Consider the following 26650-nt stretch of genomic DNA (forward strand, 5'->3'; position numbering starts at 1 on the left):
GCATGTCTAGAATTGCTGTGTTACTGGCTGCGTACAACGCTGAAATGTCCCTGCAGAAGGCCGTGGACAGCGTGTTCGCGAGCACCATCCCGGTAGATCTTTTTATTATCGATGATGGTAGCCGGCTTCCTGTCGAGGATTTCATTCAGCCGTCCAATCGCCTGCGAGTTGTTCGGCTGCCAGCCAACAAGGGCCTGGTAGGGGCACTTAATGCCGGACTGGATCTCATCGTGAGCGAAGGGTACCCATACGTCGCTAGGATGGACGCGGATGACGCTTGCCATCCCAATCGTTTCGCGCGTCAGTTGGCGTTTCTTGAAGAACATCCCGACATAGATCTGGTGGGATCGTGGGCCAGGTTTCTGGATGAAAGCACCGGCGCGGTAACCATGGAATATCAGCCGCCGACTGCGCCTGCTGACGTCAGGCGCGCGCTCTACTTCAATAGTCCCGTTCTACACCCTACCTGGATGGTGCGGGCGTGTGTATTTGCGCAGGGGATGCGTTACAGGTCTCTGTACCCCGCCGCTGAAGACTACGATCTTCTTTGTCGATTGGCGCGGTCGTCCAGCCTGGGCAATCTTCCCGAGTATCTACTCGACTACACAGTCTCTACCCAAGGAATCTCGATCAAGCGAAGGCGCCGGCAGTTGATGGACAGGCTGCGTATTCAGTGTTCCATGTTCACGCTGAAAAATGTCGCTTCCATGGCCGGGATTGCCAAAACCTTGATGCTATTTCTTGTGCCGGGCGAGTGGGTTCGTGCGGCCAAGACGATGGCATGGTCGCGAGCACGCTCATGAAAGTTCTGCACGTCGCCGAAACCATTCGTGGCGGAGTCGCCACGGTCATGCGTCTGAATATTGCAGCTCAGGTTGAGGCATATGGTGCACGGAATGTCGCAGCGCTTGTCCCAGCGGAGCAGGCGGATGATTTGCTGAATCCGGCATGCATGGTCAGCACATTTGTGCGTCGGCGGCGTGGCCTTGCGTCCATGTGGAATCTTTTCAAAGCCCTGCGTCGAGCAGCAAGGGAGTTTGAGCCAGACGTTGTCCATCTGCATAGTACATTTGCAGGTTTCGTTGGCCGGATCGCTTTGGCGTTGCCAGGCGTGATTCAGTGGCGTAGGCCAAGGGTTGTGTACTGCCCGCACGCCTGGGCTTTCCTTATGACCACGTCGGACGCTCAGCGAAAACTTTATGGTGTGATTGAAAAGGCGTTGGCGCCGTTTACCGATCGCATCGTCTGCGTTAGCAGATTCGAAGTCGACAACGCGCTTGAAGTAGGCATACCGGGAGCAAAGATCGAGCTGGTTTACAACGGGGTTCCCGCGTCGCCGTGCGTGGCGGATATCAAGGATGACGAAGATCCGATCCACTTGCTATTCGTCGGACGCCTCGACTACCAAAAAGGCTTCGACATTCTGCTGGACATCATGAGCCGCCTTGGCGACAAACCAATACTGCTTACTGTGGTGGGTGATGCCGTCATAAGCGGTGAGAAGCCACCCTCTCGACCCAATATCAATTATCTGGGTTGGAGGGCGGCCGAGGAAGTCGCGCACCAGATGCGATCCGCTGACCTGTTGATCATGCCTAGCCGGTGGGAAGGGTTCCCTATGGTGCTTCTGGAAGCGATGAGTCACGGGCTGCCGGCTTTGGCCAGTCGTTGCAGTTCGATGCCCGAAGTTATCAGGCATGGGAAAAATGGCTACTTGTTCGACCTGGATGATATGGAGTCGGCTGTCACCCTTATTCTGGGGCTTGACCGGAACACATTGAAATCCATGGGATTGGCTGCACGGAATGCTTATGCCGAGCAGTTCACCGCTGCGCACATGACCAGCAAAACCATGGCGTTGTACCGGGAGCTGGCGTGATGGCGTCATTGAGACTGCTTTTCTGCGGACGGGCACGCGAAGCCGGGTTTGGTCGTGGCTTTAAGCGTTACGTGGACTTGCCGCTATGATCAGATCTGTCTTGAGTACGTATCTGCTTTTTGGCGTGCGCACTTGCATGCCGCTGCTGCTGCTTCCCATTCTTTCCCACCGCGTGGGCAGGGACGAATTTGGTGTGGTGCTGGCCGTTCAGTCATTGGGACTTCTTGGCTCAGTGCTGACCGAGTATGGATTTCACTACGCCGCGGCACGCGAACTTGGACTTGCGAATGACGGTCACGACATTGCTCGCATTGTCTCCCGCACATTCTTTTCCCAGCTACTTCTGGCGGCCTTAACGCTCATTATCGTCGGTCTATCGGCGCTCCTGACCCCAGTGCTTTCCGCGTCGCCGGTTGCGATTGTCTCAGCGATACTTATTGCCGTTGCGACGGGTTTGGCACCCGTATGGTATTTCCGCGGAGTTGGCAAAGCGTCCTGGGCAATCGCTATCGAAGCCTTTGGGCAGTTTGTGGCGCTGGGGCTGATGTTCTGTCTAGTTCGTGCACCTCGCGATGCACCCTTGGCGATGTCTTTCATGGCCATTGGTCCTTGCTGTTCATTCGTATTGGGCTATGCGATAACCCTGCGTCGCGGCGTCGCCATTCTGCGGGTGAGGATGAGCGATGTGCTAAGCGAGCTGCGCGCCGTCTTTTCGTTGTTTCTTGTCCGTGCGGGAAGTTCGTTCTATACCGTTGCTGCCATATGGATTACAGCGCTGCTTTCTTCGACCAACCAGGTCGCCTATTACGGCGTGGCGTCCAAGCTTGGCGGTCTCTTGGTGGCGCTCTATCAGCCGGTCTCCCATGTCATGGTGCCGAGGGCCGCACGTTTAGCCCAAGAAGCCCCCGGGCTATTGCGAAGAGAGGCCGTGAGGTGGGGTTCCTGCATGGTGGTCTTTGGGCTGATTGTTGTTGCAATCATTCATGCGGTCATTGCGCCAGTCATTTCTTTGGCGTTGGGTGATGATATGCGGCCGGCTATCGCCGTTGCCGAAGTGCTCTCGTGGGTGTGCGTAACTGCGGCCCTCAAGGAAGCGGCAAGTTGCTTCTATCTCATCCCATACCGGCAAGATCGACTCATGTCCGCATCCGTCATCGCGGCTGGGCTGCTCAATCTTGGTCTGGCCTATGTGTTGGTGCCTGCCAAAGGAGCGATGGGCATGGCCTGGAGTCGACTCATATGCGAGCTATTCATCGTCGTCGTGTTCCTGGCGTTCGCCATTTTTGGTGCGATGGACTGGCGGCGGACGTCGCCCCGCCCAGTGGTCGACTGACCGAAGGTTGCTAGATGATGAAGTCCTACAACCGGCCTCCGTTATTTTCGGTGGTCATCCCGACCTATAACAGGCGTGACCTGCTGCTTCGCGCCGTGCGTTCCGTCATCGATCAGTCCTTCGACGATTTTGAAGTGATCGTCGTCGACGATTGCGGCTCCGATGACTCGGAATCACACCTTCAGTCGATGGGCGACAGCCGCATTCGTTACGTGCGTTTGGTGGAGAATGCCGGGGCGGCCGCTGCACGCAACGAAGGGGTCCGTTTGGCCGCTGGTCTCTGGACCTGTTTCCTGGATAGCGATGACGTTTGGCTCAAGGACAGACTGGGCAAGCTTGCAAGTTTTATCGCGTCTCATGGAAATTCAGAGCGTCTCGTTTACTGGTCGTCTCTCTATTTTGATAGGGGCGATGAGGTGCTGCAGCTCAAGCCGCAAAGCCATCCGGAGCCAGCATTCCGTCTGATGACTTATCTCCTTTGCTCCGATGGCTTGATGCAGACCAGCACGCTCGCCTTGGCTGCCGATGTAGCTCGTAAACATCCTTTCGACGAGAGCATGAAGATTCACGATGACTATTCGTTTCTGTTGAATCTAGAGCGTGCTGGCTATCAGTTCGCGGGAGATACCGATGCACAGGTCGTATGGAAGAACGACATCCAAGGTCCTCGGGTCAGCCTTAATGGCAAGATGGAGCGCAACGAGAAATGGCTTGCAATGTACGGTCGATGGCTTAGCCCCAAGGAACGTTCGGCGTACGAGGCGTTGTTTCTTGCTCCCAAGCTGGGGCCAAGGCAGTTCGTTCGATCAGTAGCGATGGTGGTAAAGGCTTTTGCACGGAGAGCTATCGGCCCTCGGCGAGCAGCCCTTTCTTTGATGGGCCTCCTTATGCCACGCCATTTGTACGAGAGCTTGGCAAGGCGATTGTTGAAATCGGGTGGCCATTCTTAAGGTCGTGCTGGGCGGCAAGACGCATGATCGGAGATGCATCGCATGGCGTCACTACTCGTTGGGGAATCTTAGTGATCGGTAAGCAGTGGCAGGCAATACTCCTGGGCATCTTCAGTTGGATCGCGCTCGGCACCCAGGCCCCGGCGCAATCTTCGCGCGCCGCGGAGGATGATGGATATTGCCTAAAGTGCACCCGTATCAAGATTGGCTCTCCCCATCTCATGCGGGGGCCGGCGGAAGATATCGGCGACAATCGCTTTTCATTCTTGAGGTTGACGGATGGCAGGTTTCGCGGGTTTGACGCCAATGGTGTAACGCGCGCCATCGATGGAGCGTCGCCTTGGGACATGAATGGCGACGGACGCATCGTGTTGAAGCGAGGCGCTGAGGGTAGCTATGACGCCTGTGGCCAGTGGATCCAGCATATTGAACATCGCGGTGATGTCCTGCTCGGGTTCGTGCATAACGAAACTGCCTGTAATTACCGTATCGGGCAAACCCATAAATCCATGTCCTTGGCCCTCTCCAAAGACAGCGGCGAAACATGGAGTACCCAGGGGTTGGTAATCTCGGGTAGCGATGTACCTGCTGCCGGTAAGAATACGGGGGAGGGCGACTGTACGTTTGTCGATGGACACGACGACTATTACTACGCTTACTGTGGACGTTCACGAGACGGTAATGTCGTGAGTATTCGTGCGCCCAAGGTGAATCCAGGCCCCGGGCATTGGATGAAATACCAGGACGGCCTTTGGAATCAGCCCGGTCTTGGCGGTGACGCCTCACCACTCGGTCACCTGGGCTCAAGCGCTGCCTACTGGGTAGATGCGAAAGAGACCATATTGCTGGGATGGCAGGGCGGGGGTATCAGCGTCCATCTGTCCAAAGACCATGTCAGCTTCGGAAAAGAGTGGATACGTTTGTTACCCGCGGGTCAGGGAGCGTGGAGGAGGCCCGATCCATCGGAGGCCGTGGCCTATCCTGTCGTTCTAAATGCCGATGATGGTTCCAATCAGCTGACGGCAAACTGGATGTTGGTTTATGCGTACTGGTACCCAGGCGCTGGCCCGAAAGACAAGTATGTCGTGGGCAGAAGCATTAGCGTCTCCACCGCCACGTCTCCGGTCTATGCGCATGCCTTGATCATGCTGGCGCGATGGCGATCCGCTGATGGTGCTGACCAGTGGTCGACCACGGGAGTGGCCATAGATCGCGGGAATGCCTATGCTTTCGATAAAAATTTGGGCTACCTGCTGACATCGCCTGAGCCGGGGCTCAATCTTCTGCAACTGCAGGACTGCGTATCGCGAGATGGGCGTTCAGCGCACTTTCTAGGTACGGAAACGGATTGCGAGAAAAATGGATTCGCCTCCGTTCGATTAGCGGGATGGGCATACGCCGAGTCGCAAGACGGCACGCAGGCACTTTACGAATGTGTGAGCGCGGATCGCCGGATGTTTGCGTCCAACGATGTGGCTTGCGAAGGAAAAGGGTCGGGAAAGCTTCTCGGCTACACAGCGCAATAAGATGGAGCTACGGCATTCTGCGATTGACAACTCCGCCTGAGGATCTGTCTGAGGCGTGTTGTCAAAAAAAGTTGAACCAGCGAGGCTTTGGAATTTATGCACGTTTTGATTTGTGGCGGCGCGGGGTACGTCGGCAGCCATATGGCCAAATGGATGGCAAGCCGCGGCTTTACGGTATCCGTGCTCGACAACTTATCAACTGGCCATCGTGCAGCGGTGCAATGGAGCGATCTGCTTGAAGTGAATCTCCTCGACAAGCATGCGCTTGATCAGGTTTTTTCAGCGGGTCCCATTGATGCAGTCATGCATTTTTGCGCACGCTCGCTGGTTGGAGAGTCGGTTGTCGAGCCCTATCAGTATTACGAGAACAACGTGGTCGGCACATTGAATCTACTTCAAGCCATGCGGAAACACGGTGTGGATCGCCTTGTTTTTTCTTCGACCGCGGCAGTGTATGGCCATCCTGAAATGGATCACATTGATGAGGAGCACCGCAAGGCTCCTATCAATCCGTATGGCATGAGCAAGCTGATGGTCGAGCACATGCTCGCCGATGCGGCCGCTGCGTATGGACTGAGGTCAGTGTCGCTTCGCTACTTCAATGCTGCGGGCGCCAGCGAGGATGCGGAGATAGGCGAGGCGCATGAACCGGAAACTCACCTTATTCCCAATGTATTGAAGTCTGTGTTGGGACAAGGAGCGGCGCTGAAGATATTCGGAGACGACTATCCAACGCCGGACGGTACGTGCGTGCGTGATTACGTGCACGTCGACGATCTGGCGCAGGCCCATGAGCTGGCGCTGAGGTACATGGACACGCATGAAGGTGCTCATGCCTTCAACCTGGGAAGCGGCGAGGGCTACTCGGTCCGTGAGGTCATGTCGGTGGCTGAGCGGGTGACGGGGCGATCGGTGCCCTATGAAGTTGCTCCACGGCGCGCTGGCGATCCGGCAGTGCTTGTTGCATCCAGCTCAAGAGCGAGGCGCGAATTGGGTTGGCAGCCGAAGTACAACGAGTTGGGCGCGATCATCGAAAGCGCATGGCGATGGCATGTGAATCGAAAATTCTGATGCCAGCATCCTGCTCGACGCGGTGGAAACCTTTCGCGCACGCTTGCAGTGGCGGCTGATCATGTCTTTCTGGTCATCGATCACCGCTTTGGGCGATTCCGCGGTTCTGCTTCCTAGTGCGGGGCTCATACTCGCCGCTTTGTGCACATCCGAGCGAACGCGAGGGCTCGCATGGCGCTGGGTGGTCTCATTCATTGCGGTAGCAGGGTTGGTGGCGGCCAGCAAGCTGATCTTCATGGGCTGGGGCTGGGGAATCCGTCAGCTTGATTTCATCGGGCTCAGCGGTCACTCGGCAATGGCTGCACTAGTGTGGCCGTGTTTGCTGGGCTTGCTCTGCGGTCACGCATCACGACGCTGGCGGTGGTTGGCTTGCGTGACGGGTCTGTCGCTGGCGCTGCTTGTTGCCGTGTCCCGCTTGATATTGCATGTGCACTCCGCCGCCGAAGTTATCGCGGGGTTTGCCACAGGCTCTGCGGCGGCGCTGTTGTTTCTATCCCGCTATGAGGCACGCTGGCAACTATCGAAGATACGCTGGCTGCTCGGTGCCGCGATCTTGATCGTATTTCCGTTGCTTGCGGGACAACGCTTTCCTTCTGAAAAAATACTTCGCCTGGTCGCCCAGCAGATAAGTCTGGATGGCACGGTTTATACGCGTCGCCATTTCCACCAGCATGCGTCCGACAACCAGCGAAACTCCGATGGTCAGTGATACATCAAATTGATCGTCACCAGCGTCAGCACCAGCACAATGCCGGTGAGTGGCAATCCAACGCGCAGGAAGTCTTTGCCGCGGTAGCCGCCGGGGCCGGCGACCATCATCAGGGCGGGGTGGCCTGAAGTGAGCAGGAAGGTGTTGGACGAGGAGACGGCGACGATCAGCGCGTAGGCGGAGGGGTTGTTGCCGGTGGCGACGGCGACGCTGATGGCGATGGGCACCATCATCACGGTGGCGCCGACGTTGGACATCACCTGCGAGAACAGCAGCGTGAGGATGGCCAGCGCCAGCTGCAGTATCCAGTGATTGGTGTGGCCAAGGTGTTGCAGCACTTCCTGTGCGAGCCATGCGGCGGCGCCGGTGGAGTCCATCGACCAGCCCAGTGGAATGAGGCAGGCGGTGACGAAGATGGTTTTCCAGTTGATCGCCTTGTACGCCTCGTCCATGTTCAGCACGCCGGTGAGCAGCATGCCGATGGCGCCGGTCATCATGGCCACGGAAAGGTCGAGATGCGTGAACACCGCAAGGCACTTGGCGAGCAGGAAGAAGCCCACCGCTTGCCAGATTTTGCCGGGACGTTGTTCTTCTTTCGGAATGTCGGTGACGATGACGAGATCGCGGGCTTCGCTCGCCAGCACAAGATCGCGCCAGCTCGAATGCAGCACGAGGGTGTCGCCTGCGCGAAGGCTGACAGAGCGCACGTCGTCGCGAAACACCTGGTCGCCGCGGTTCACCGCCAGCACCGAAATGCCATAGCGCTTGCGCAGTCGCAGGTCGCCCACGCTCTGCTTGAGAAAGCGCGAGCTGGGCGGAATCACGGCTTCGGAAATGCCCGCGCGGGACGGGTTGAACAGTTCACCCAACTGACGCATGCGCGGCGAAAGTTTGCAGAGCTGGTTGTTGGCGAACTGGTTGAGCTGATCACGCGGGCCCAGTACGCCGAGTACGGAGCCCACCCAGATCACGTGGTCTGCCGGTGGTGCCATGCGCGCGTCGTTGCCGCTCTTGATGGCGAGGATGAGCGGCGCACCGTACAACTGCTCCACTTCGCCAATGCTCATGCCGACCAGCGGGCTTTCCGCCGTGACGGTGAGCTCGGCAGTTTCGCCCACGATGCCGTAGGTGTCGGCGAAGTAACTTTCCGTGCGGCCGGGTGTGACCTTCAAACGTTCGTCTTCGCGTTCTGGCAAAAGCTTCTTGCCGAAGAAATAGAAGAAGGCAACACCGGTGAGTGCAAGCACGAGGCCCACGGGTGTGACGCTGAAGAGGCCGAACTTCGGAATGGTGTGCGCACCCGCAGGCAGGTTCGCATTGGAACTGGCGACAAGATCGTTCAGCACGATCAGCGGGGAGTTGGCGATGAGCGTGGTGTTGGTGGCGGTGAGGATGCAGAACGCCATCGGCAACAGCAGTCGCGAGATCGGCACACCGGTGCGTGCGGCAAGTCGGCTGGTGACGGGAATCATCAGTGCAGCCAGCGCCTGGCTGGGAATGACGGCACTGAACAGGCTGGTGACGAGGTTGATGACCAGGCCAAGCCGTGATTCCACGCCACGCGCCATGCGCATCACGAAGCTGGCGGTGAGCGTGAGCACGCCGGCGCGATCCAGTCCCGCGCCCATGATCATGATGGCGATGATCGCGATGACGGCGTTACCGGCGAAGCCGTTGAACACGCGGTCGGAGGGGATGAGGCCGGTGAGGCCGATCACCACCACCACCAGTAACGCCACCATGTCGGCGCGGATCCACTCCAGCACCAGCATCAGCATGGTGAAGCCCACCAGCCCCAGCACCAGGATCATTTCAGGGGTGAGGGCAAGTCCCACTAGCGTGCGTCCCCTTGCAGGGCGCCTTGGCGACGATTGGATGTGGGCAGTGGGAGCTTCACGCTGCGACGACTCGTCCCTGTTTGAGTCGAGAGTATAAGCGCGTGATGCGGTGCTCTGGTGAACCTCACCTGCAATGCGGAGCGTGGTGAGGTGTTTTGTGTGCGGGTGCGCAGAGTGTCGCGCGTGATTTGGCTTTCTGCGAAGGTCAGTGCAGGGAGCGCCACAGCGAGCTTGATGTCTTGTGACTGAGAGATAGAAAAGGTGAGGCGGCGTGGCCCCTCACCCCAGCCCTCTCCCCGCAGGGGAGAGGGAGCAGGGCGCGTTAGGCCTTGCGGTACAGCAGATCCCACACGCCATGGCCCAATTTCAGGCCGCGGCGCTCGAAGTGGGTTTCGATGCGCCACGCGGGTTTTTCCGCATATTGGCCAGGGCCAAGGTCGTTGCGCCAGTCCGGTGCGGCTTCCATCACTTCGAGCATGTGCTCGGCGTAGGGCTGCCAGTCGGTGGCCAGGTGCAGCAGGCCGTTGGGGGCCATGCGCGAGGCGAGCAGGGCGACGAATTCGGGCTGGATGATGCGGCGCTTGTTGTGGCGCTTCTTGTGCCACGGGTCCGGAAACCAGATGCGCGCTTCGGCGAGCGTGCCGGGCGGAATCTCGTTCTCCAGCACTTCCACCGCATCGTGCTTGTACAGGCGCACATTGCTCGCATCGCGTGCGGCGAGCGCGTTCATCAGGCGACCCACGCCGGGGCCGTGCACTTCCACGCCGATGAAATCGCGGCCGAGGTCGTTCTCGCTGGCCCAGGCCAGCGCCTCGCCATTGCCGAAGCCGATTTCCAGCACCAACGGTGCCGTGCGGCCAAATCGTGAGGCGAGGTCCTGCGGCGCGGCGGTGTAGTCGATGCCGAAGCGTGCCCAATGATCGTCGAAGGCACGTTGCTGCGCGGGTGTCATGCGGCCTTCGCGCAGCACGAAGCTGCGGATGCGCCGCATGAAGTGGGGATGTTCGGCGTCGTCGTTGCCGCCGTCGTGGTGCTGCTCGTCAGTCATGGATCAACCGATGGTGCCGTCGATCGGGCTGGAAGCCGACGCGAAACGCTTGCGCGGAATGCGACCAGCCTTGAAGGCGGCGCGGCCGGCCTGGATGGCGAGCTTCATGGCGTGGGCCATCAGCACGGGGTCCTTGGCGCCGGCAATGGCGGTGTTCATCAGCACGCCGTCGCAGCCCAGTTCCATCGCAATGGCCGCATCGGAAGCGGTACCCACGCCGGCGTCGACGATGATCGGCACCTTGGCGTTCTCGATGATCTCGAGCAGGTTGTAGCGGTTCTGGATGCCCAGGCCCGAGCCGATCGGCGCGGCCAGCGGCATCACGGCCACGCAGCCGATCTCTTCCAGGCGCTTGGCCAGGATCGGGTCGTCGCTGGTGTAGACCATGACGTCGAAACCGTCGGCGACCAGCGTTTCGGCCGCCTTGAGCGTTTCCACCACATCGGGAAACAGCGTGCGCTGATCGCCCAGCACCTCAAGCTTCACCAGCTTGTGGCCGTCCAGCAGTTCGCGGGCGAGCTTGCAGGTGCGCACGGCATCCACCGCGTTGTAGCAGCCGGCGGTGTTGGGCAGCAGGGTGAATTCTTCGGGCGGCAGCGCGTCGAGCAGGTTCGGCTGGCCGGCGTCCTGGCCCACGTTCACGCGGCGGATCGCCACGGTGACGAGCTCGGCACCAGCGGCCTGGCTGGCGCGGCGGGTGTCGTCGAAGTCCTTGTACTTGCCAGTGCCGGTAAGCAGGCGCGAGCCATAGCTCTTGCCGGCGATGATCAGCGGATCGGAAGAATCGAGCGTCTTGATGTTCATCGTGGGGTCTTCAGTCTGCGGCGGCGCCGGGGCGTCGCATGGACATGGATGCCGGGGCGATCAGCCGCCGCCGATGGCGTGGACGATTTCCACGCGGTCGCCTTCGCCCAGCGCGTGGCTGGCGTGGCGGCTGCGGGGGACGATCTCCTGGTTCACTTCCACGGCGACGCGGCGCTGGCCGTAACCGGCCTCTTCGAGCAACTGGGCGACCGTCGTGGCGGGGTTGCAGTCGCGCGGACTGCCGTTGAGCGTGATATGCATCCGCGCATTGTAGCGTCTGGCGGATCGGATGCCGGCCCGGATGACAAAAAGGCCCGGCATGGCCGGGCCTTTTTCGGTGGAACCCTGTGTAGGGCCTCAGTTTTTCTTGTCGTCATTCCGCGGCGGCGGGGCATGGTGCTCTTCGTGAGCCGGCTGCTGCCGCGGCTGCGCGTTGTTGTTCTGCGGTGGCTGATACCCGCCACGCGGTGGCTCATAACCGCCACGAGGGCCTTCGTAACCCCGTTGCTGCTGGGCTTGTTGCTGGGGTTGCTGCTGGTATTGGCGCGGCTGCTGTTCGTAGCGTGGCTGTTGCTGCGGCTCCTGGCGCGGCGCGGCGTTTTCGCGCTGGAAGCGTTCCGCATTGTCCTGGTTCATCGGCTGGCGAGCCGCCTGTTGCGGAGCCTGTTCGAACCGCGGCGCGGCCGGCAGTGTGCCCGGCTGCGGTTGCGCGCGGGCACGATCTTCCTCGCCATTGGAGATGTAGCTGACGCCCGGTCGCGGCTGGTTGTTCTCACCACGGGGCATGGGCGGCTGGCCGTTCGGGCGGGCATAGCGGGCGGACGGCAGTTCGCCAGCTCGTGCCGCCGCCGGCTCGGCACCCTGGGGCGCAGGGTGCATGGCCGGGTTGGGCGCATTGCCACGGGCCGGGCTGTTGATCGGTTGGGCGCCGGAGAATTCAGCCTGGCGACCCGGCGAGGCCGTGCGCATGCCCGGGCCCGCATTGTTGAGCATGCGGACATTGTTGGCGGCCGGCGCAGGCGCCATGCGCGGTGCACCCGCCACGTTGGCCGGGCGTGCCGCGAAACCGGCGGCGGGCGGCGTCCGCGCAACGACTTCACGCTGGAAACCGCCCGCGGGCAGCGCGCGTTCCGATGCCGCACGCGGCGGCGCGAAGCTGGCGCGCACCGGCGCGAGGCTACCGACACCGCGGGGTGCGACCGGCGCATTGGCGAAGTGTCCCGGGTCCACCGGTGCCATGTGCTGGCGCGCGTTGCGGGCGGCAACGAAATCCTGCCCTGACATGGCGCGGAAGGCATGCGGCACATCGCGGTTCACGAAGCGCTCGTTCGGGAACGGGCGGCCGTCGTGGAAATAGTTGTAACGGTTGTTGATGTCGTTCATCACCATGCCGCGGTTGCCGCCGCGCACATAGATGTTGGTGATGTTGACGTTGGTGTAATAGCCGCGGCTTGCGCGGTACCAGGGGTTGTAGACCTCGCCCGGGCCCAGCGGGAACCAGCCCACCGGACCGCCGATGCCGATGGAGACGCCGCCACCGACAAAGGCCACCAGTGCCGGCGCATACACCGGCCGCACGCCGACCGGGCCAGGCACCCAGCCCCAGCGTCCGCGCACATGAGCCCAGCGACCGTAGTGATACGGCGCAAAACCCCAGGGTGCGGCGTCTACCCAGGTCCAGCCCCACGGGCCGACGTACGACCAGTGGCCGTCGCTATAGGGTGACCAGTCAGCGCCTACGCTGGTGGGGTACCAGACCTGCCCGTAATCGGCGTCCTGCTGCCAGTTGCCGTACTGGTCCAGATCCTGTGCGCCCACCATGTCCTGCGGCACATTCGGGTCGGCAGGGGCTTGTGAATATTGCTGGTTGCGGCTGTTGCACCAGGCGTCGAAATCATCGCCGCCCTGGATGTCGTTGATGCTGACGACGCTCAGCGAGGAGTCCTCGAACTCATACGATCGCCCGCCGGCGACAAGGCGCTGCGCGCCACCTTCGCCATACACCGTGGCGCGTCCATCGAAGTCGGTGACGCGGGTGGATTTGCCGTCTTCACTGATGTCGACGCGATAGTTGCCCGGCTGGTCGATCACCAGCGCCACGGTGGGCGTGTCGATCTCGTAGCTCTGGCCTTCTCCGAGGTCGCCCACCGCCACATTGATGGTGCCTTGCGACAGCTCGAGCTGGGTCAGCTGGTCGTTGAGGGTGAGAACACCGAAATTGGAATCGTCGGCAATGCGCAGCACGCCGCTGTCCAGTTGCAGTTCGGCGCGCGCACCTTCACCGGTGGAAAGGCGATCGCCGGTGGTCAGCGGACGGTTGAGGCTGGCGTCGCCCCAATCCTTCTCGCCCGCCGGCAAAAGCCCCACGTCGCCGTTGCGATAAGAGAGTCGCGCAATGCGCGACGGCGGATCGCCCGCGCCGCTGTCGTCGGGCGGTGCCTGCGTTTGCGCCTGCGAGAGCCCGCTGGCGCAGATCAACAAGGTCGCTGCCATCCATCGCCAGCGGTGCGGCGACGAAAGGAAAGCAGGAAGCACACGCATCGGGTTCTCCGGAGCTGGTCGCGATGTCATCGCGGAAAGTATTTCGTCGCCCGCAAGAACGCATGGGACTGTCGGGCGCCGACGCTTGCATTATGCGGATGGGCGCCGCATTCATCGCAAGGACTGGCAAGGCCCGGTCAAAAAATGGTTCAGCCGGCCGCCATGTCCGGTTCACCCCTTGTTCGGCTGGCCGAACGGTTCCCAAGCCCCGCGACGGCGGGTTACCATCGCACGGCGTTGCGGGTGTAGCTCAATGGTAGAGCTGTAGCTTCCCAAGCTACTGACGAGGGTTCGATTCCCTTCACCCGCTCCAACCAGCTCCCGACCCCACCGAGCTCCCCTAGACGTAACCCTGCGGTGTGCGCTGACCATGGCGGATGTGACTACCCTCGGCTGGCGGGAGCGGCTGTCGTTGCCGATGCTCGGCATACCCCTGCTCAAGGCCAAACTCGATACCGGCGCGCGCAGCAGTTCGCTGCATGTGGATACGCTGGAAAGCTTCGAGCGCGCGGGCGATACGTGGTTGCGTTTCTCTGTTTCCACGGGCGGCCGTCATCGCGTTGCCGTCACTTGCGAAACACTGGCGCTCGACCGGCGTGCGGTTACCGATACCGGCGGGCGGCGGACCATGCGCTGGTTCATTCGTACGGATGTGGTGCTGGGCGGGGAACGTTTCGCCGTCGACATCAATCTGACCGACAGGCGCCATATGCTGTTTCCCATGCTGCTCGGCCGCAGTGCGCTGCATAGCCGGTTTGCGGTGGACCCTGCACTTTCCTATACACAACCGCGCCCGCTTCGGGCCGGCACGACGGGTGTTTCATGAAGATCGCCATTCTTTCGCGCAACACGCGTCTTTACTCGACGCAGCGCCTCATGGACGTCGCGCGCGAGCGCGGGCATGTGGTGCGTGTGCTCGACCCGTTGCGCTGCTACGTGCGCATTGCGCCAGGCGACATGTCCATTCGTTACAAGGGCAAGGCGATCAAGGGTATCGATGCGGTGATTCCGCGCATCGGCGTCACCAGCACGTTCTATGGCACTGCCGTGCTGCGACAGCTGGAGATGATGGGCGTGTACACGCCCAATACGTCCGATGCCGTGCTGCGTGCGCGCGACAAGCTGCGTTCGCTGCAGATTCTCGCCGCCAAGGGGCTGGACATGCCGGCCACGGTGTTCGGCGACAACCCGGACGACACGGCCGACGTGCTGGCCATGCTGGGCGAGCCGCCGCATGTCATCAAGCTCAATGAAGGCAGCCAGGGCACTGGCGTGGTGCTGGCGGAAAAGCGCAGCGCGTCGCAGAGCGTGATCGAGGCCTTCCGTGGCCTCTACGCCAACTTCCTCGTGCAGGAGTTCATCGCCGAGGCGAAGGGCAGCGACCTGCGCTGTTTCGTGGTGGGCAAGAAAGTAGTGGCGGCCATGCAGCGCGATGCCGTGCCGGGTGAATTCCGGGCCAATATCCACCGCGGCGCCACGGCCCAGGCGGCCACGCTCAGTTCGGAAGAACGCCGCATTGCCGTTCAGGCTGCGTCGGCGCTGGGCCTGGGTGTGGCGGGTGTCGATATGCTGCGTTCCAAGCGGGGCCCGCTGATCCTCGAAGTGAATGCGTCGCCCGGGCTGGAAGGCATCGAGGCCGCCACGGGCGTGAACGTGGCGGGCGCCATCATCAAACTGCTGGAAAGCGAGAGCGGCGCCCGCCCGTCGCCCGCCAAGCGCAAGGCACAGCGCGTCGACTGACAGCGAAATGCGATTTTTTGGGTCGGAATATCACTTTCGACCTTTGACCCCGTGCCGGAAGCCGGCCTAGCATGTCCCTTCCTGCAGGGCGCGTCCCGAGGGGGGATGCCGCAGGGTGGAGGGGTCAATGAAGTTCAAGTACTGGCTGCCGGTCACGGTGGCGATGATGTTCGTGTTGCAGGTGGCGTCGGTTACAGCGAAGGAATCCAAGCCTGACGTCAAGGCCAATACCAAGGACGAGTTCGCCGCGGTGGCCGATCATGTTCGCCAGCAGATGGCTCCCGGCGGTCGGTTTGATGCGGTTCCCAAGAACGACCAGGACACCGTCAACCGCGATCTGGGCTCCATGATGTCGCTGTACGACAAGTTCGGCACGGTCGACGCCATGGACCAGCAGTCCAAGCTGGCGCTGTACAACAACCAGTCGGAAGTGAATGCGATCCTGACGCATCACGACGCGGACCGCGAAGTCTGTGAGCATGTCACGCCGATGGGCTCGAACATTCCCAAGACGGTATGCAAGACCCAGCGTCAGATTGACCTGGAACAGGGTCAGTCCCAGAAGATGATGCAGGATTTCAACAATCAGGCCGTGCCGAGAAACAACAACCTTGGCCATTGATCTGGCCGGTTAACGGCGATGTGAGTAGCGGTTAACCCCTGTCTAACCGCGCAGCACCTATAAAGGTCCCACTGCAATTTGTTGGCACTTCCGTAAGGTCTGGTGACAGCAGATTTCGGTATCGGGGCAGTAGCTTGAGCCCAGGCGAGCGACCACGCGTCGACCAGCCTGGGCTTTTTTCTTGCCTGATTCCCACCCTTGTTCAGCTTCCCGCTTGCCCGGGGCCCCTTTCCTCACCGGCAACTTGTTAAGCTTGCCGCCTCGGCCGGCCTTCATGCCGGCTGCGTATGGAGGACGCATGCGCGTACTGGTGATCGAAGACAACAGCGATATCGCCACGAACATCGGCGATTATCTGGAAGACCGCGGCCATGTGGTCGATTTTGCCGGTGACGGCGTCACGGGCCTGCACCTTGCGGTGGTGCACGATTTCGACGTCATCGTGCTCGACCTGACCCTGCCGGGCATGGACGGTCTGGACGTCGCACGCAAGCTGCGCCACGAAGCGCACAAGCAGACGCCGATTCTCATGCTCACCGCGCGCGATGCGCTGGAGCAGAAGCTCACCGGCTTTGAGTCGGGCGCCGACGACTACATGACCAAGCCGTTCGCCTTGCAGGAGCTGGCGGCGCGCCTGGAAGTGCTTGCCCGCCGCGGCAAGGGCCCGCAGAGCCGCGTGCTCAAGGTGGGCGACCTTACCTACAACCTCGACACGCTCACCGTGACGCGTGAAGGCAAGTCGATCCAGCTCAACCCGATCGGCCTGAAACTGTTGCAGGCATTGATGGAAGCCAGCCCGTCCGTGGTGACGCGCCAGGATCTGGAACAGCGCGTGTGGGGCGAAGAGCTTCCCGACAGCGATTCGCTGCGCGTGCACATCCACGGTCTGCGCGCCGCCATCGACAAGCCGTTCGACAAGCCGCTGATCCACACGCGGCACGGCATCGGATATCGGATGGTCGAACCGGATGCAGTCCAGGCGTAAGCTCAGGTTTCGCCTGGTCGTCTCCTTCGCGCTGTTTGGTTTCGGCCTCAGCGCGTTGTTCGCTTTTGCGGCGCTCAATATCCGCAGCCGGGTGGAAGACCAGCTGGTCAATTCCAGTCTGCTGGACGACGCCCGCTGGGCGAACCAGCAGGCACAGGAGCACCCGGGCGCACAGACGGGATCGCGGCTGCTGACCGGCAGCATGTACAGCGACCGCACCATTTATCGCGCGCCGCTGTCGTGGCAGAACCTGGACAACGGTGTCCACGACATCTACGAAAACGAGCAGGACGGCCAGCGCCATCACTACAAGCTGGCCGTGTATCGCGAAAATGGCATCATCAGTTTTCTTCGCTACGACGTGTCGCGCGAAGAATTGGGCAAGCAGCAATTGCTGTTCAGCGTGATCGGCGCGGTGTTCCTGTTCGGATTGCTGTCGCTGGCGATTGGCCTCTGGCTGTCGCGCAAGGTGCTCAAGCCCGTCAGCGAACTGGCGCGTCGTCTGCGCGATTTCCGCAAGAACGGCAAGGCCGAGCCGCTGGCACCGCATTTTGCGGATGACGAAGTGGGCGAGCTGGCGTTCGCGCTGGATGAATATTCCCAGCGACTCACCGCGATGGTAGAGCGCGATCGCGAGTTCAATTCCGACGTGAGCCACGAGTTGCGCACGCCGCTGGCAGTCATCGCCAGCACCACCGAGCTGCTGCAGGGTTCGCCGGATCTGACCGACAAATTGCGCGAGCGCCTGAAGCGCATCGAGCGCTCGTCGCGTCAGGCGACCGAGCTGGTCGAAGCGTTGCTGTTGCTGTCGCGCGCGGAACGCCGCGGCCCCACCCGTGGAGAAACCACGGAAGTGGCGAAGGTGGCATCGGATGTCATCGAAAGCCAGCGTCCGCAGATGCGCGACAAGCCGCTGGAAGTGGAGATGATCGTGCGACAGCCGGTGAGTGTGAATGCGCCCGCCTCAGTGCTGGCGGTGGCGCTTACCAACCTGATCGGCAACGCCATCAAGTACACGCTCGAAGGACGTGTCACCGTCGAAGTAAGTGCCGATCGCATTGAAGTGATCGACACCGGCCCGGGCATCAAGCCGGAAGACGCGGAACGTTTGTTCCAGCGTGGCGTGCGTGGTGAAGGCGCGGGTGGCAGTGGCGCGGGCCTGGGCCTGGCCATCGTGCGCCGCCTGTGCGACCTCTACGGCTGGGATGTCTCAATGCGTCCGCGCACCGATACCAACGGCGCCATTGCGAGCATCGTGTTTAGTTAATGGGTTAGTCGGCCGCCTTGCTGCCTGGAAAGGGTGAAGTCGGCTCGCCAGCGCGAGCCTGTAAATAGTAGAAGCAAGGCAGGCCTTCGCCGTGCTCTCACCATTTACCATTCACAGCTCGCGCAGCGAGCGGCTTCACCATTTACCGCTCTTAGAGCGGCTCCAGCCAACCCCACTGGTCGTTCGTCTTGCCGGTGAACAGGCCGAAGAACAACTCCTGCAGGCGGCGCGTGACACGACCGGCCTTGCCGCTGCCGATCTGCTTGCCGTCCACCGAGCGGATCGGCGTGATCTCCGCTGCCGTGCCGCACATCAGCAGTTCATCGCACAGGTACAAGTATTCGCGCGGAATATCGCGTTCGACGACTTCGATGCCGTCTTCGCGTGCGAGCGTCTTGAGCGTGTCGCGCGTAATGCCGGTAAGGATGGAGGCACTGGCCGGCGTGGTGTGCAGCACGCCATCGAACACCAGGAACAGGTTTTCGCCCGCGCCCTCGCTGAGCAGGCCCGTGGAGGCCATGGCGATGCCTTCGCCGAAGCCGAGACGACGCGCTTCACGCGCGATCAGCTGGCCGGAAAGGTAGTTGCCGCCGGCCTTGGCGCCCGCCGGAATGGTGTTGGGTGCAAAGCGCTGCCAGCTCGACACGCAGGCTTCGATGCCGGTTTCCAGCGCCTCGGGACCGAGGTACGGGCCCATGGCCCATGCCGCCACCGCCACATCGATGGGCGTTTCCGCGGAGAGGCCGAAACCACCCAGGCCACGGTAGGCCACCGGGCGCAGGTACGCCGCGGACAGGCCGTTCTTGCGCACGACATCGCGGCAGGCTGCCGCCAGTTCGTCCTGCGAGTAAGGCACGACCATGTCGTAGATCTTGGCCGACTGGTACAGACGCTTGAGGTGGGCGGTGAGGCGGAAAATGGCCGCGCCGTCCGGCGTTGCGTAGCTGCGGATGCCTTCGAAAACCGAGGAGCCGTAATGCAGGGCATGCGCCATCACGTGGACGGTGGCGTCTTGCCAGGGCTTGATGGAGCCGTTCTGCCAGATCCAATCGGGGTACTGCTGCGCCATGGGGGATCTCCGGGGAAAAATCGCGCCATGATACCGCGCCTGCCGATACGGCGATTTTGCGCAGCACCAACGGCCGTGCTTCAGCCCGATCCACGCAGCCAGAGGCAGCCGGAACGGCGCACGATGCTGAAGCGCGTTTCGTGCGGTGTGCCGCTGCCGTCATTGGATGCCGTATGCACGAGCAGCATGGGTTCTCCGCCGCCGGATGACGGGCGAGGGGATGCGTCCGTGGTCGATGCATCGCCATCTGTGCCAGGGCTGGACGACGACGTTTCTTCTTCGTCGGATGCGCCGACATCGAGCAGCGGACGCTGCATCAGCGATCCCAGCGAGCGAATGTCAGCCACAACGGCCTCGCGCCCATAACCGTTCCAGATCATCAGCCCGGCCAGCCGGTTAGGATCGTGCGCGGCGAATGCATCGATGGTGCTCTGGCGCAGCGAAGCCACGGACGTGGCGCAGCTCACCGGCGGCGGAGTGGTTGCCGGAATATCGGCGGCGCCTTGCACCATCGGCGCGGCAGCTGTCGCGGGCGGCGGCGTGTTCACCGGCGTAGCCTGCAGGAACGCGCAGGGCTGGTCGGTGAACACCGGGTTGCCGTCGGCCCCCACGCAGCGATGAATGCCTGCCTGCGCCATCGCGCTCAACGGCAACAGGAACAGCAACAGGATCAGGCAGGCTCGCATCATCCGCCGAGCTTACGCCCGGCGTCGTCGCTTATCCGTGCAGCCGGTCGAGAATCGCACGCGTGGCGCGTGCGCGGTTCAACGTATAGAAATGCAGGCCGGGTGCGCCGCCGTCGAGCAGGCGACGGCACAGCTGCGCTACCACGTCGGCGCCCAGTTCACGAACCGATGCCGCATCGTCGCCGTGCGCCTGCATGCGCTTGGCGATCCAGCGGGGAATCTCCGCGCCGCACTGGTCGGAAAAACGCTTGAGCTGCGAGTAATTGGAGATGGGCATGATGCCCGGCACGATCGGCACGTTCACGCCCAGTCGTTGCACGTCATCGACGAACCGGAAGTACGCATCGGCGTTGAAGAAGTACTGCGTGATGGCGCCATTGGCGCCGGCGTCGATCTTGGCCTTGAAGTGGCGCAGGTCGACGAGTGCGTCGTCGGCCTGCGGATGCATTTCCGGGTACGCCGCCACTTCGATGTGGAAATGGTCGCCCGAATGTTCGCGGATAAAGCGCACCAGCTCCGAGGCGTAGCGGAAATCGCCGGGCGTGGCCATGCCGGAGGGCAGGTCGCCACGCAATGCCACGATGCGGCGGTAACCGGCGGCGCGGTAGTCATCCAGCAGCGCGGCCAGTTCCGCGCGCGTGCCGCCGACGCAGGAAAGGTGCGGTGCCACGTTCAACCCGTGTTGCGTGTGCAGGCGATGCACTGTTTCGCCGGTATAGCTCAGCGTCGAGCCGCCCGCGCCGAACGTCACCGAGACGTATTCGGGCGCATGTGACTTCAGCAACGTCGCGGCCTGGTCCAGCTGGGCACGCTGTTCGTCGGTCTTGGGCGGAAAGAACTCGAAGCTGATGCTCGACATGGAGGCAACCCCTGATTGGCGGATGCCGGGGAGTATATATCTCTTTTTCGCGATATAGAGATATCTATCGAAAATCCCCGCCTGGCACCGATGGCGAACCTTGGGGCTGCGACAAACCGCGGCACGGTTTGGCCTTCCGGACTTGATCCAGATCAATTGGCCCGCTGGATGCGCGCCCCAGACTTCCGCCCGTTCAGTCATGCCTAGGAGCGGGCCTCATGGTGGGCGTCGAGGGGAGTTACAACGACAAGGTCATACGGCAGTTTTCCGTGATGACCGTGGTGTGGGGTGTGGTCGGCATGCTGGTCGGCGGTTTCATCGCCGCTCAGCTGTATTGGCCTGCCCTGAATTTCGACGTGCCGTGGCTGAGCTACGGGCGCCTGCGTCCGTTGCATACCAATGCGGTGATCTTCGCGTTCGGTGGTTGCGCGTTGTTCGCCACCAGCCTCTACACCGTGCAGCGCACGTGCCATGTGCGGCTCATTTCCGACAAGCTGGCGTCGTTCGTATTCTGGGGTTGGCAGCTGGTGATCGTGGCGGCGGCAATTTCCCTGCCGCTGGGCTACACGCAAGGCAAGGAATACGCCGAGCTGGAATGGCCCATCGATGTGCTCATCACCATCGTGTGGGTGGCGTATGCGGTGCTGTTCTTCGGCACCATCGTCAAGCGCAAGGTGAAGCACATCTACGTGGCCAACTGGTTCTATGGCGCGTACATCATCACCATCGCGCTGCTGCACGTGATCAACAACCTGGCCATCCCGGCCGGCTGGATGAAGTCGTACTCGGTGTATTCGGGTGCAGTCGATGCGATGGTGCAGTGGTGGTACGGCCATAACGCCGTGGGCTTTTTTCTGACCACTGCCTTCCTCGGCATGATGTATTACTTCGTGCCCAAGCAGGCAGGGCGGCCGATCTATTCGTACCGCCTGTCGATCGTGCACTTCTGGGCGCTGATCGCCATCTACATGTGGGCTGGTCCGCATCATCTGCAGTACACGGCGTTGCCCGACTGGGCGCAGTCGCTGGGCATGGTGTTCTCGCTGGTGTTGCTGGCGCCGTCGTGGGGCGGTGCGATCAACGGCATCCTCACGTTGTCCGGCGTCTGGTACAAGCTGCGCACCGATCCGATCCTGAAATTCCTCGTCGTCTCGCTCTCGTTCTACATGATGAGCACGTTCGAGGGACCGATGATGTCGATCAAGACGGTGAACTCGCTCAGTCACTACACCGACTGGACCATCGGCCATGTTCATTCCGGCGCACTGGGCTGGGTGGCGATGATCTCCATCGGCTCCATCTACGCCATGCTGCCGCGCCTGCTGCGCCTGCCGAAGATGTATTCGGTGAAGTTGATCGACACGCACTTCTGGCTGCACACCATCGGCGTGGTCGTGTACATCGCCGCCATGTGGATTGCCGGCGTCACGCAGGGCCTGATGTGGCGCGCGACCGATCCGGACACGGGCACGCTCACCTATTCGTTCGTCGAAGCGCTCAACGCCACCAAGCCGTATTACCTCTTCCGCATCGGCGGTGGCCTGATCGTGTTGTCCGGCATGCTCGTGATGGCCTGGAACGTGTTCAAGACCTTCCGCATAGCCAGCGCAAGCACCGAGCCGCAGCCATTGCTGGCGCCCGATGCCGCCGATGCCCGTGCCTGAGGGAACAGACATGAGCCAGACACACGCGAAACTCGAAAAGAACATTGGCCTCATGGCCATCCTGGTGGCCGTTGCTGTTTCCTTCGGCGGCCTGGCCGAAATCGTGCCGCTGATGTTCCAGGCGGAAACCATCAAGCCGCTGCCCGGCATCAAGCCGTATCCCGCACTGGAGCTCGCGGGTCGCGACGTCTACATCCGCGAAGGTTGCTACAACTGCCATTCGCAGATGGTGCGCACGCTGCGATTCGAAACCGAACGCTACGGGCATTACTCGCTGGCAGGGGAATCGGTGTACGACCATCCCTTCCAGTGGGGCAGCAAGCGCACCGGGCCCGACCTCGCCCGCGGTGGCCTGCGTGGCTATTCCGACGATTGGCATCGCGCGCATCTGCACAACCCGCGCGACGTGGTACCGGAATCCAACATGCCCGGCTATCCGTGGTTGGCCGACAACAAGCTCGACAGTGCGGAAATCACGCAGCACATGCGAGCACTCAAGCGCATCGGCGATCCGTACAGCGAATCGGATATCGAAGGCGCTGCCAAGGCCGTCGAAGGCAAGACCGAGCTCGATGCCGTCATCGCGTATCTGCAGGGCCTGGGCACGCACGTGTCGCAGACCGACATGCAGGCAGCGGAAGGAGCGGACTGACATGGTGCCTGGATTGATTACGGCGGTGCTGCTGGTGCTGTTCGTCGGAGGAACCCTCTGGCTGTGGCGTCCCGGTGTGAAACCCCAAATGGATGCCGCTGCGCACATGCCGCTGGACGATGACAAGGAGGACATCGCATGACTTCCCACTGGACGTGGTACGTCATCGCCATCGTCGTGCTCAACCTGGTCGGTTGCGTGTGGCTGTTGCGCGGAAACACGCGCCGCAGCCCGACCGATCCGAAGCCCGACGAAACCGGACACGTGTGGGATGGTGATCTCACCGAATACAACAAGCCGTTGCCGCGCTGGTGGATCAACCTGTTCTACATCACCATCGTGTTTGCCGTGGCGTATCTGCTGTGGTTCGGCGTAGGTTCGTTCAAGGGTTATGGGCACTGGAGTTCCCACAAGGAGTGGGCGCTGGATCAGGCGGCGGAAGATGCGCGCCTGGACGACGCGCTCAAGCTCTATGCGGGCAAGTCCATCGACGACCTGGCAAACGATCCGCAGGCCGTGGCCATGGGTCGCACGATTTTCATCAACCGCTGCGCAGCGTGTCATGGTTCGACGGGTCACGGTGCCACCGGTTTTCCCGATCTCACCGATGACATCTGGCATTGGGGCGGCACGCCACATCGCATTCTGGAAACCATCCAGGAAGGACGCCAGGCCGTGATGCCCGCATGGGCCACCACGCTGACGGCACAAGGTGGCCAGACCGCAGTGGATGACACCATCGCCTATGTGTTGTCGCTGTCCAGGCCCGACCAGCCGAAGAGCGAAGCGGTCGATCGCGGCGAGAAGCTGTTCGGCGGCATCTGCGTGGCCTGCCATGGTCCGCAGGGCAAGGGCAATCAAGTCGTGGGCGCGCCGGATCTTAGCGATAGCTATTGGCTCTATGGCAGCAGCAAGGCGTCACTGCGCAAGACGTTGAATGAAGGCCGCCAGGGCGTGATGCCTGCATGGAAGCCCGTGCTGGGTGACACGCGTACGCGCCTGGTCGGCGCTTATGTCTGGACCTTGTCGCCACACAAGGTGCCGCCGCCTGCCGGTGCCGTGGTGGCGGAATGAGTGACCGGAACATCATCGTGACGCGACACGACGAATGCATGCCTTTGTCGCAACGCCTGGGAGCTTTGCTGTGGCCGAGCTTCTTCGTCGCCGGCATCGTCACGATGGTGTTCTTTGCCTTCATCGATCCGATGGCGCTGAGGGACATCACCTTTCCTGCCCTGACTATCGGACGTGAGCTCGGCTACACGCTGGGCTTCTTCCTCATCTGGCTGGCGACCGCTTCGTCCAGTCTCTTTACCTGGGTGCTGCTGCGGCCGGGTCGCCGCGTGAGGGCTGGCACAGGTTCGGGTAACCAGCCATGAGCCGCCGCAATCCACTTCAGGTCATCGACGAGTCGAGCGACTCGTACTACGTCAGCGAGCGCAAGGTTTACCCGCGCGAGGTGTCCGGTCGATTCAATCGACTTCGCGTGGCGGCTGTTGCCTGGTTGCTCGGCATGTTCTATGCCTTTCCCTGGATGACATGGGAAGGCCGGCAAGCCGTGCTGCTGGATCTTCCTGCGCGCAAGTTCTACGTGTTCGGATGGCTGTTCCTGCCGCAGGATTTCCTGTTCCTTTCGGTGCTGCTGATCATCGCGGCTTTGGCATTGTTCTTCTTCACCGCGCTGGCAGGCCGGTTGTTCTGCGGTTATGCCTGTCCACAAACGGTATGGACGGAAGTATCGCTGTGGATCGAGCGCTGGTGCGAAGGCGATCGCAACAAGCGCATGAAGCTCGACGCCGGCCCGTGGACGCGCGAGAAGATCGTGCGCAAGAGCGCGCGTCACGCGTTGTGGATCGTCTTCTCGCTGTGGACGGGCTTCACTTTCGTGGGCTACTTCAGTCCCATCATCGATCTGGCGCATCGCGCACCACTGGCCTGGGGTGGCTGGGAAGCGTTCTGGATACCGTTCTACGCTTTCGCTACGTGGGGCAATGCAGGCTTCCTGCGTCAGCAGGTGTGCAAATACATGTGCCCGTATGCGCGTTTCCAGAGCGCCATGTTCGACCGCAACACCCTGATCATTGCCTATGACCCCATGCGCGGCGAGCCGCGCGGATCGCGCAAGCGCGGTCTGACGAGTGTGCTGGAACGGACGCGCGGGCTGCTGGAAAAGGTCGTTGCCTACGACTATGTCTTTCGCGCGGGCCTGCATCCATCGGCAGCGGACAACCGGGCGCAGGCAGGCGGTACCATCGCGTTGGCCGGTATCGGTGAAGAAGCCAGGCCGCTGCCCAGGTTCGCCTTCGAAGAGCTGGGCGACTGTATCGACTGCACTATCTGTGTGCAGGTGTGTCCCACGGGTATCGACATCCGCAACGGGCTTCAATATGAATGCATCGCGTGCGGCGCGTGCATCGATGCCTGCAACAACGTGATGGACAAGGTGGGTTATCCCCGCGGCTTGATTCGCTACACCACGCAGAACCAGGTCGATGGCAGGCATGCGAGCGTGCTTCGTCCGCGCGTATTCGTCTATGGCCTGCTCCTGCTGGCCTTGATGGGCGGCTGGATCTACGGCGTTACCCATCGTGCGCCCCTGATGGCCGAAGTGCTTCGCGATCGCAATGTCATGTACAGCGAAGCGGCCAATGGCGATATCCAGAATGCGTACACGCTGAAGCTGGTCAACAAGGCGCAGCAGACGCATCGCTTCATCATCAACGTCTCTTCCCGTGACGTCGCCGGGATCGCTCTCGGTGGCGGAACAAAGACCGTCAGCGCAGGCAGCGGCGAAGTGCTTTCGGTGCCGTTGACCGTGTCGGCGTCCTCCGATGTTTCCGGTCGCCACGACGTCGCCTTCCACGTGCGCGATCTCGACGCGGATGCCTACGTCAACGTCAACAGCAGTTTCTTTGGACCTGTTCCATGAACCCGATACGCAGCGCCTGGCGCGAACCTATGGTGTGGATGCTGGTAGGCCTGCCCCTGGCATCGGTCGCCATTGGTTTCGCCCTGTTGTTCGCGGCGGTGCATCCCGGTCGCGAGGACATGGAAATCGTGGGTGAAACCACGCGCGTGGGGAAGCTGCTCGTGGCCGCAAAGGACGAGCCTTCCGCTACCGTTGACACCATGGGCCTGGTACTGCGCACGAAGGGCGACATGATCGAGGCGGTACCGGTGGATGGAAACTTTCCGCGCGGCGGCAAGTTGAAGTTGCTGCTGTCTTCTCCGGGTGAATCGGCGCCGGCGCGCACTTTTGTGCTCTCACCCAGCGAGCTCGGCTGGCGTGGCGTGGGGTCGCTGGACGGCAGCGATTGGCACGTCGATTTGCACCCTGACAATGATGCGTGGACATTGCACGGCGAGTGGAAAGTGCAGGCGCGTTCCATTCGTCTTGTGCCCTGATC

General features: G+C 61.7%; 27 protein-coding genes and 1 tRNA gene. 20 read left to right on the forward strand and 8 right to left on the reverse strand.

Going from position 1 to position 26650, the window contains the following annotated elements:
* Positions 1-2: 2 nt before the first annotated feature.
* The 7 genes from DK366_RS01720 to DK366_RS01750 all read left to right on the forward strand — a co-directional run bounded on the left by DK366_RS01720 (position 3) and on the right by DK366_RS01750 (position 7468).
* A complete protein-coding gene (locus tag DK366_RS01720; RefSeq protein ID WP_109123773.1) occupies positions 3-803 on the forward strand; it encodes a glycosyltransferase in 801 nt (266 codons plus the stop codon).
* On the forward strand, positions 800-1879 hold the full coding sequence (locus DK366_RS01725) for a glycosyltransferase (protein WP_198651380.1): 1080 nt from the start codon (positions 800-802) through the stop codon (positions 1877-1879). The genes DK366_RS01720 and DK366_RS01725 overlap by 4 nt, the downstream gene beginning before the upstream one ends.
* A 100-nt stretch (positions 1880-1979) precedes the next feature.
* Positions 1980-3212 carry an oligosaccharide flippase family protein gene (locus DK366_RS01730; RefSeq protein ID WP_157956425.1) on the forward strand — a complete coding sequence of 411 codons (1233 nt, stop codon included), beginning with the start codon at positions 1980-1982 and terminating at the stop codon, positions 3210-3212.
* 14 nt (positions 3213-3226) lie between these two features.
* Positions 3227-4162 carry a glycosyltransferase gene (locus DK366_RS01735; RefSeq protein ID WP_109123776.1) on the forward strand — a complete coding sequence of 312 codons (936 nt, stop codon included), beginning with the start codon at positions 3227-3229 and terminating at the stop codon, positions 4160-4162.
* Between the two features lie 23 nt (positions 4163-4185).
* Entirely contained in the window at positions 4186-5688 is a 1503-nt protein-coding gene (locus DK366_RS01740; protein WP_109123777.1) for a hypothetical protein, read from the forward strand.
* A 96-nt stretch (positions 5689-5784) separates the two neighbouring features.
* Positions 5785-6759 carry a UDP-glucose 4-epimerase GalE gene (galE, locus tag DK366_RS01745; protein WP_109123778.1) on the forward strand — a complete coding sequence of 325 codons (975 nt, stop codon included), beginning with the start codon at positions 5785-5787 and terminating at the stop codon, positions 6757-6759.
* Positions 6760-6820: 61 nt separating this feature from the next.
* Entirely contained in the window at positions 6821-7468 is a 648-nt protein-coding gene (locus tag DK366_RS01750; RefSeq protein ID WP_109123779.1) for a phosphatase PAP2 family protein, read from the forward strand.
* Here the strand turns inward: DK366_RS01750 and DK366_RS01755 are convergent.
* The 5 genes from DK366_RS01755 to DK366_RS01775 form a co-directional block, all read right to left on the reverse strand.
* Positions 7462-9279: an SLC13 family permease gene (locus tag DK366_RS01755; RefSeq protein WP_109123780.1), complete on the reverse strand. Its 1818-nt coding sequence runs from the start codon at positions 9277-9279 to the stop codon at positions 7462-7464. The genes DK366_RS01750 and DK366_RS01755 overlap by 7 nt on opposite strands.
* Before the next feature lie 349 nt (positions 9280-9628).
* Positions 9629-10354 carry a tRNA (guanosine(46)-N7)-methyltransferase TrmB gene (gene trmB, locus DK366_RS01760; protein ID WP_109123781.1) on the reverse strand — a complete coding sequence of 242 codons (726 nt, stop codon included), beginning with the start codon at positions 10352-10354 and terminating at the stop codon, positions 9629-9631.
* A gap of 3 nt (positions 10355-10357) precedes the next feature.
* Positions 10358-11158: a thiazole synthase gene (locus DK366_RS01765; RefSeq protein ID WP_109123782.1), complete on the reverse strand. Its 801-nt coding sequence runs from the start codon at positions 11156-11158 to the stop codon at positions 10358-10360.
* Positions 11159-11218: 60 nt separating this feature from the next.
* Complete coding sequence (thiS, locus tag DK366_RS01770; RefSeq protein ID WP_109123919.1) at positions 11219-11419, reverse strand: sulfur carrier protein ThiS; 201 nt, start codon at positions 11417-11419, stop codon at positions 11219-11221.
* A gap of 96 nt (positions 11420-11515) precedes the next feature.
* Entirely contained in the window at positions 11516-13699 is a 2184-nt protein-coding gene (locus tag DK366_RS01775; RefSeq protein ID WP_198651381.1) for a DUF6600 domain-containing protein, read from the reverse strand.
* A 239-nt stretch (positions 13700-13938) separates the two neighbouring features.
* Here DK366_RS01775 and DK366_RS01780 point away from each other — a divergent pair.
* From DK366_RS01780 to DK366_RS01805, 6 genes are all read left to right on the forward strand, one after another.
* A tRNA-Gly gene (locus tag DK366_RS01780) sits at positions 13939-14012 on the forward strand.
* Between the two features lie 57 nt (positions 14013-14069).
* Positions 14070-14525, forward strand: a complete 456-nt coding sequence (locus tag DK366_RS01785; RefSeq protein ID WP_109123784.1) for a RimK/LysX family protein — start codon at positions 14070-14072, stop codon at positions 14523-14525.
* Positions 14522-15439, forward strand: a complete 918-nt coding sequence (gene rimK, locus DK366_RS01790) for a 30S ribosomal protein S6--L-glutamate ligase (protein WP_109123785.1) — start codon at positions 14522-14524, stop codon at positions 15437-15439. The genes DK366_RS01785 and rimK overlap by 4 nt, the downstream gene beginning before the upstream one ends.
* Before the next feature lie 127 nt (positions 15440-15566).
* Positions 15567-16061 carry a hypothetical protein gene (locus tag DK366_RS01795; protein ID WP_109123786.1) on the forward strand — a complete coding sequence of 165 codons (495 nt, stop codon included), beginning with the start codon at positions 15567-15569 and terminating at the stop codon, positions 16059-16061.
* Between the two features lie 298 nt (positions 16062-16359).
* Positions 16360-17046, forward strand: coding sequence for a response regulator transcription factor (locus DK366_RS01800; RefSeq protein WP_046972192.1), 687 nt, complete (start codon positions 16360-16362; stop codon positions 17044-17046).
* On the forward strand, positions 17030-18313 hold the full coding sequence (locus DK366_RS01805) for a HAMP domain-containing sensor histidine kinase (protein ID WP_109123787.1): 1284 nt from the start codon (positions 17030-17032) through the stop codon (positions 18311-18313). Before DK366_RS01800 ends, DK366_RS01805 begins: the two co-directional genes overlap by 17 nt.
* Positions 18314-18464: 151 nt before the next feature.
* Here DK366_RS01805 and DK366_RS01810 read toward each other — a convergent pair whose 3' ends face one another.
* The 3 genes from DK366_RS01810 to metF form a co-directional block, all read right to left on the reverse strand.
* The gene (locus DK366_RS01810; RefSeq protein ID WP_109123788.1) at positions 18465-19382 is read right to left on the reverse strand and encodes a branched-chain amino acid transaminase; all 918 of its coding nucleotides are present in this window, start codon (positions 19380-19382) and stop codon (positions 18465-18467) included.
* 80 nt (positions 19383-19462) lie between these two features.
* On the reverse strand, positions 19463-20071 hold the full coding sequence (locus DK366_RS01815) for a DUF4124 domain-containing protein (protein ID WP_109123789.1): 609 nt from the start codon (positions 20069-20071) through the stop codon (positions 19463-19465).
* Positions 20072-20099: 28 nt separating this feature from the next.
* Entirely contained in the window at positions 20100-20927 is an 828-nt protein-coding gene (metF, locus tag DK366_RS01820; protein ID WP_109123790.1) for a methylenetetrahydrofolate reductase [NAD(P)H], read from the reverse strand.
* A gap of 218 nt (positions 20928-21145) precedes the next feature.
* On the opposite strand from metF, the gene ccoN reads away from it, so the two are divergent.
* From ccoN to DK366_RS01855, 7 genes are read left to right on the forward strand one after another with little or no spacing between them, the layout of a single operon-like run.
* Positions 21146-22591 carry a cytochrome-c oxidase, cbb3-type subunit I gene (ccoN, locus tag DK366_RS01825; RefSeq protein WP_109123791.1) on the forward strand — a complete coding sequence of 482 codons (1446 nt, stop codon included), beginning with the start codon at positions 21146-21148 and terminating at the stop codon, positions 22589-22591.
* 10 nt (positions 22592-22601) lie between these two features.
* Entirely contained in the window at positions 22602-23243 is a 642-nt protein-coding gene (ccoO, locus tag DK366_RS01830; protein WP_109123792.1) for a cytochrome-c oxidase, cbb3-type subunit II, read from the forward strand.
* A 1-nt stretch (position 23244) separates the two neighbouring features.
* Positions 23245-23385 carry a cbb3-type cytochrome c oxidase subunit 3 gene (locus tag DK366_RS01835; RefSeq protein WP_109123793.1) on the forward strand — a complete coding sequence of 47 codons (141 nt, stop codon included), beginning with the start codon at positions 23245-23247 and terminating at the stop codon, positions 23383-23385.
* Positions 23382-24317 (forward strand): cytochrome-c oxidase, cbb3-type subunit III, encoded by a 936-nt coding sequence (ccoP, locus tag DK366_RS01840; RefSeq protein ID WP_109123794.1) that lies wholly within the window; start codon positions 23382-23384, stop codon positions 24315-24317. Before DK366_RS01835 ends, ccoP begins: the two co-directional genes overlap by 4 nt.
* A gap of 38 nt (positions 24318-24355) precedes the next feature.
* The gene (locus DK366_RS01845; RefSeq protein WP_109123920.1) at positions 24356-24622 is read left to right on the forward strand and encodes a hypothetical protein; all 267 of its coding nucleotides are present in this window, start codon (positions 24356-24358) and stop codon (positions 24620-24622) included.
* Positions 24619-26172 (forward strand): 4Fe-4S dicluster domain-containing protein, encoded by a 1554-nt coding sequence (locus tag DK366_RS01850; RefSeq protein ID WP_109123795.1) that lies wholly within the window; start codon positions 24619-24621, stop codon positions 26170-26172. The genes DK366_RS01845 and DK366_RS01850 overlap by 4 nt, the downstream gene beginning before the upstream one ends.
* Complete coding sequence (locus tag DK366_RS01855; RefSeq protein WP_157956426.1) at positions 26169-26648, forward strand: hypothetical protein; 480 nt, start codon at positions 26169-26171, stop codon at positions 26646-26648. The genes DK366_RS01850 and DK366_RS01855 overlap by 4 nt, the downstream gene beginning before the upstream one ends.
* Positions 26649-26650 lie beyond the last annotated feature (2 nt).

It is taken from the genome of Dyella sp. C11 (assembly GCF_003121485.1).
In the GTDB taxonomy this organism is placed as follows: domain Bacteria; phylum Pseudomonadota; class Gammaproteobacteria; order Xanthomonadales; family Rhodanobacteraceae; genus Dyella.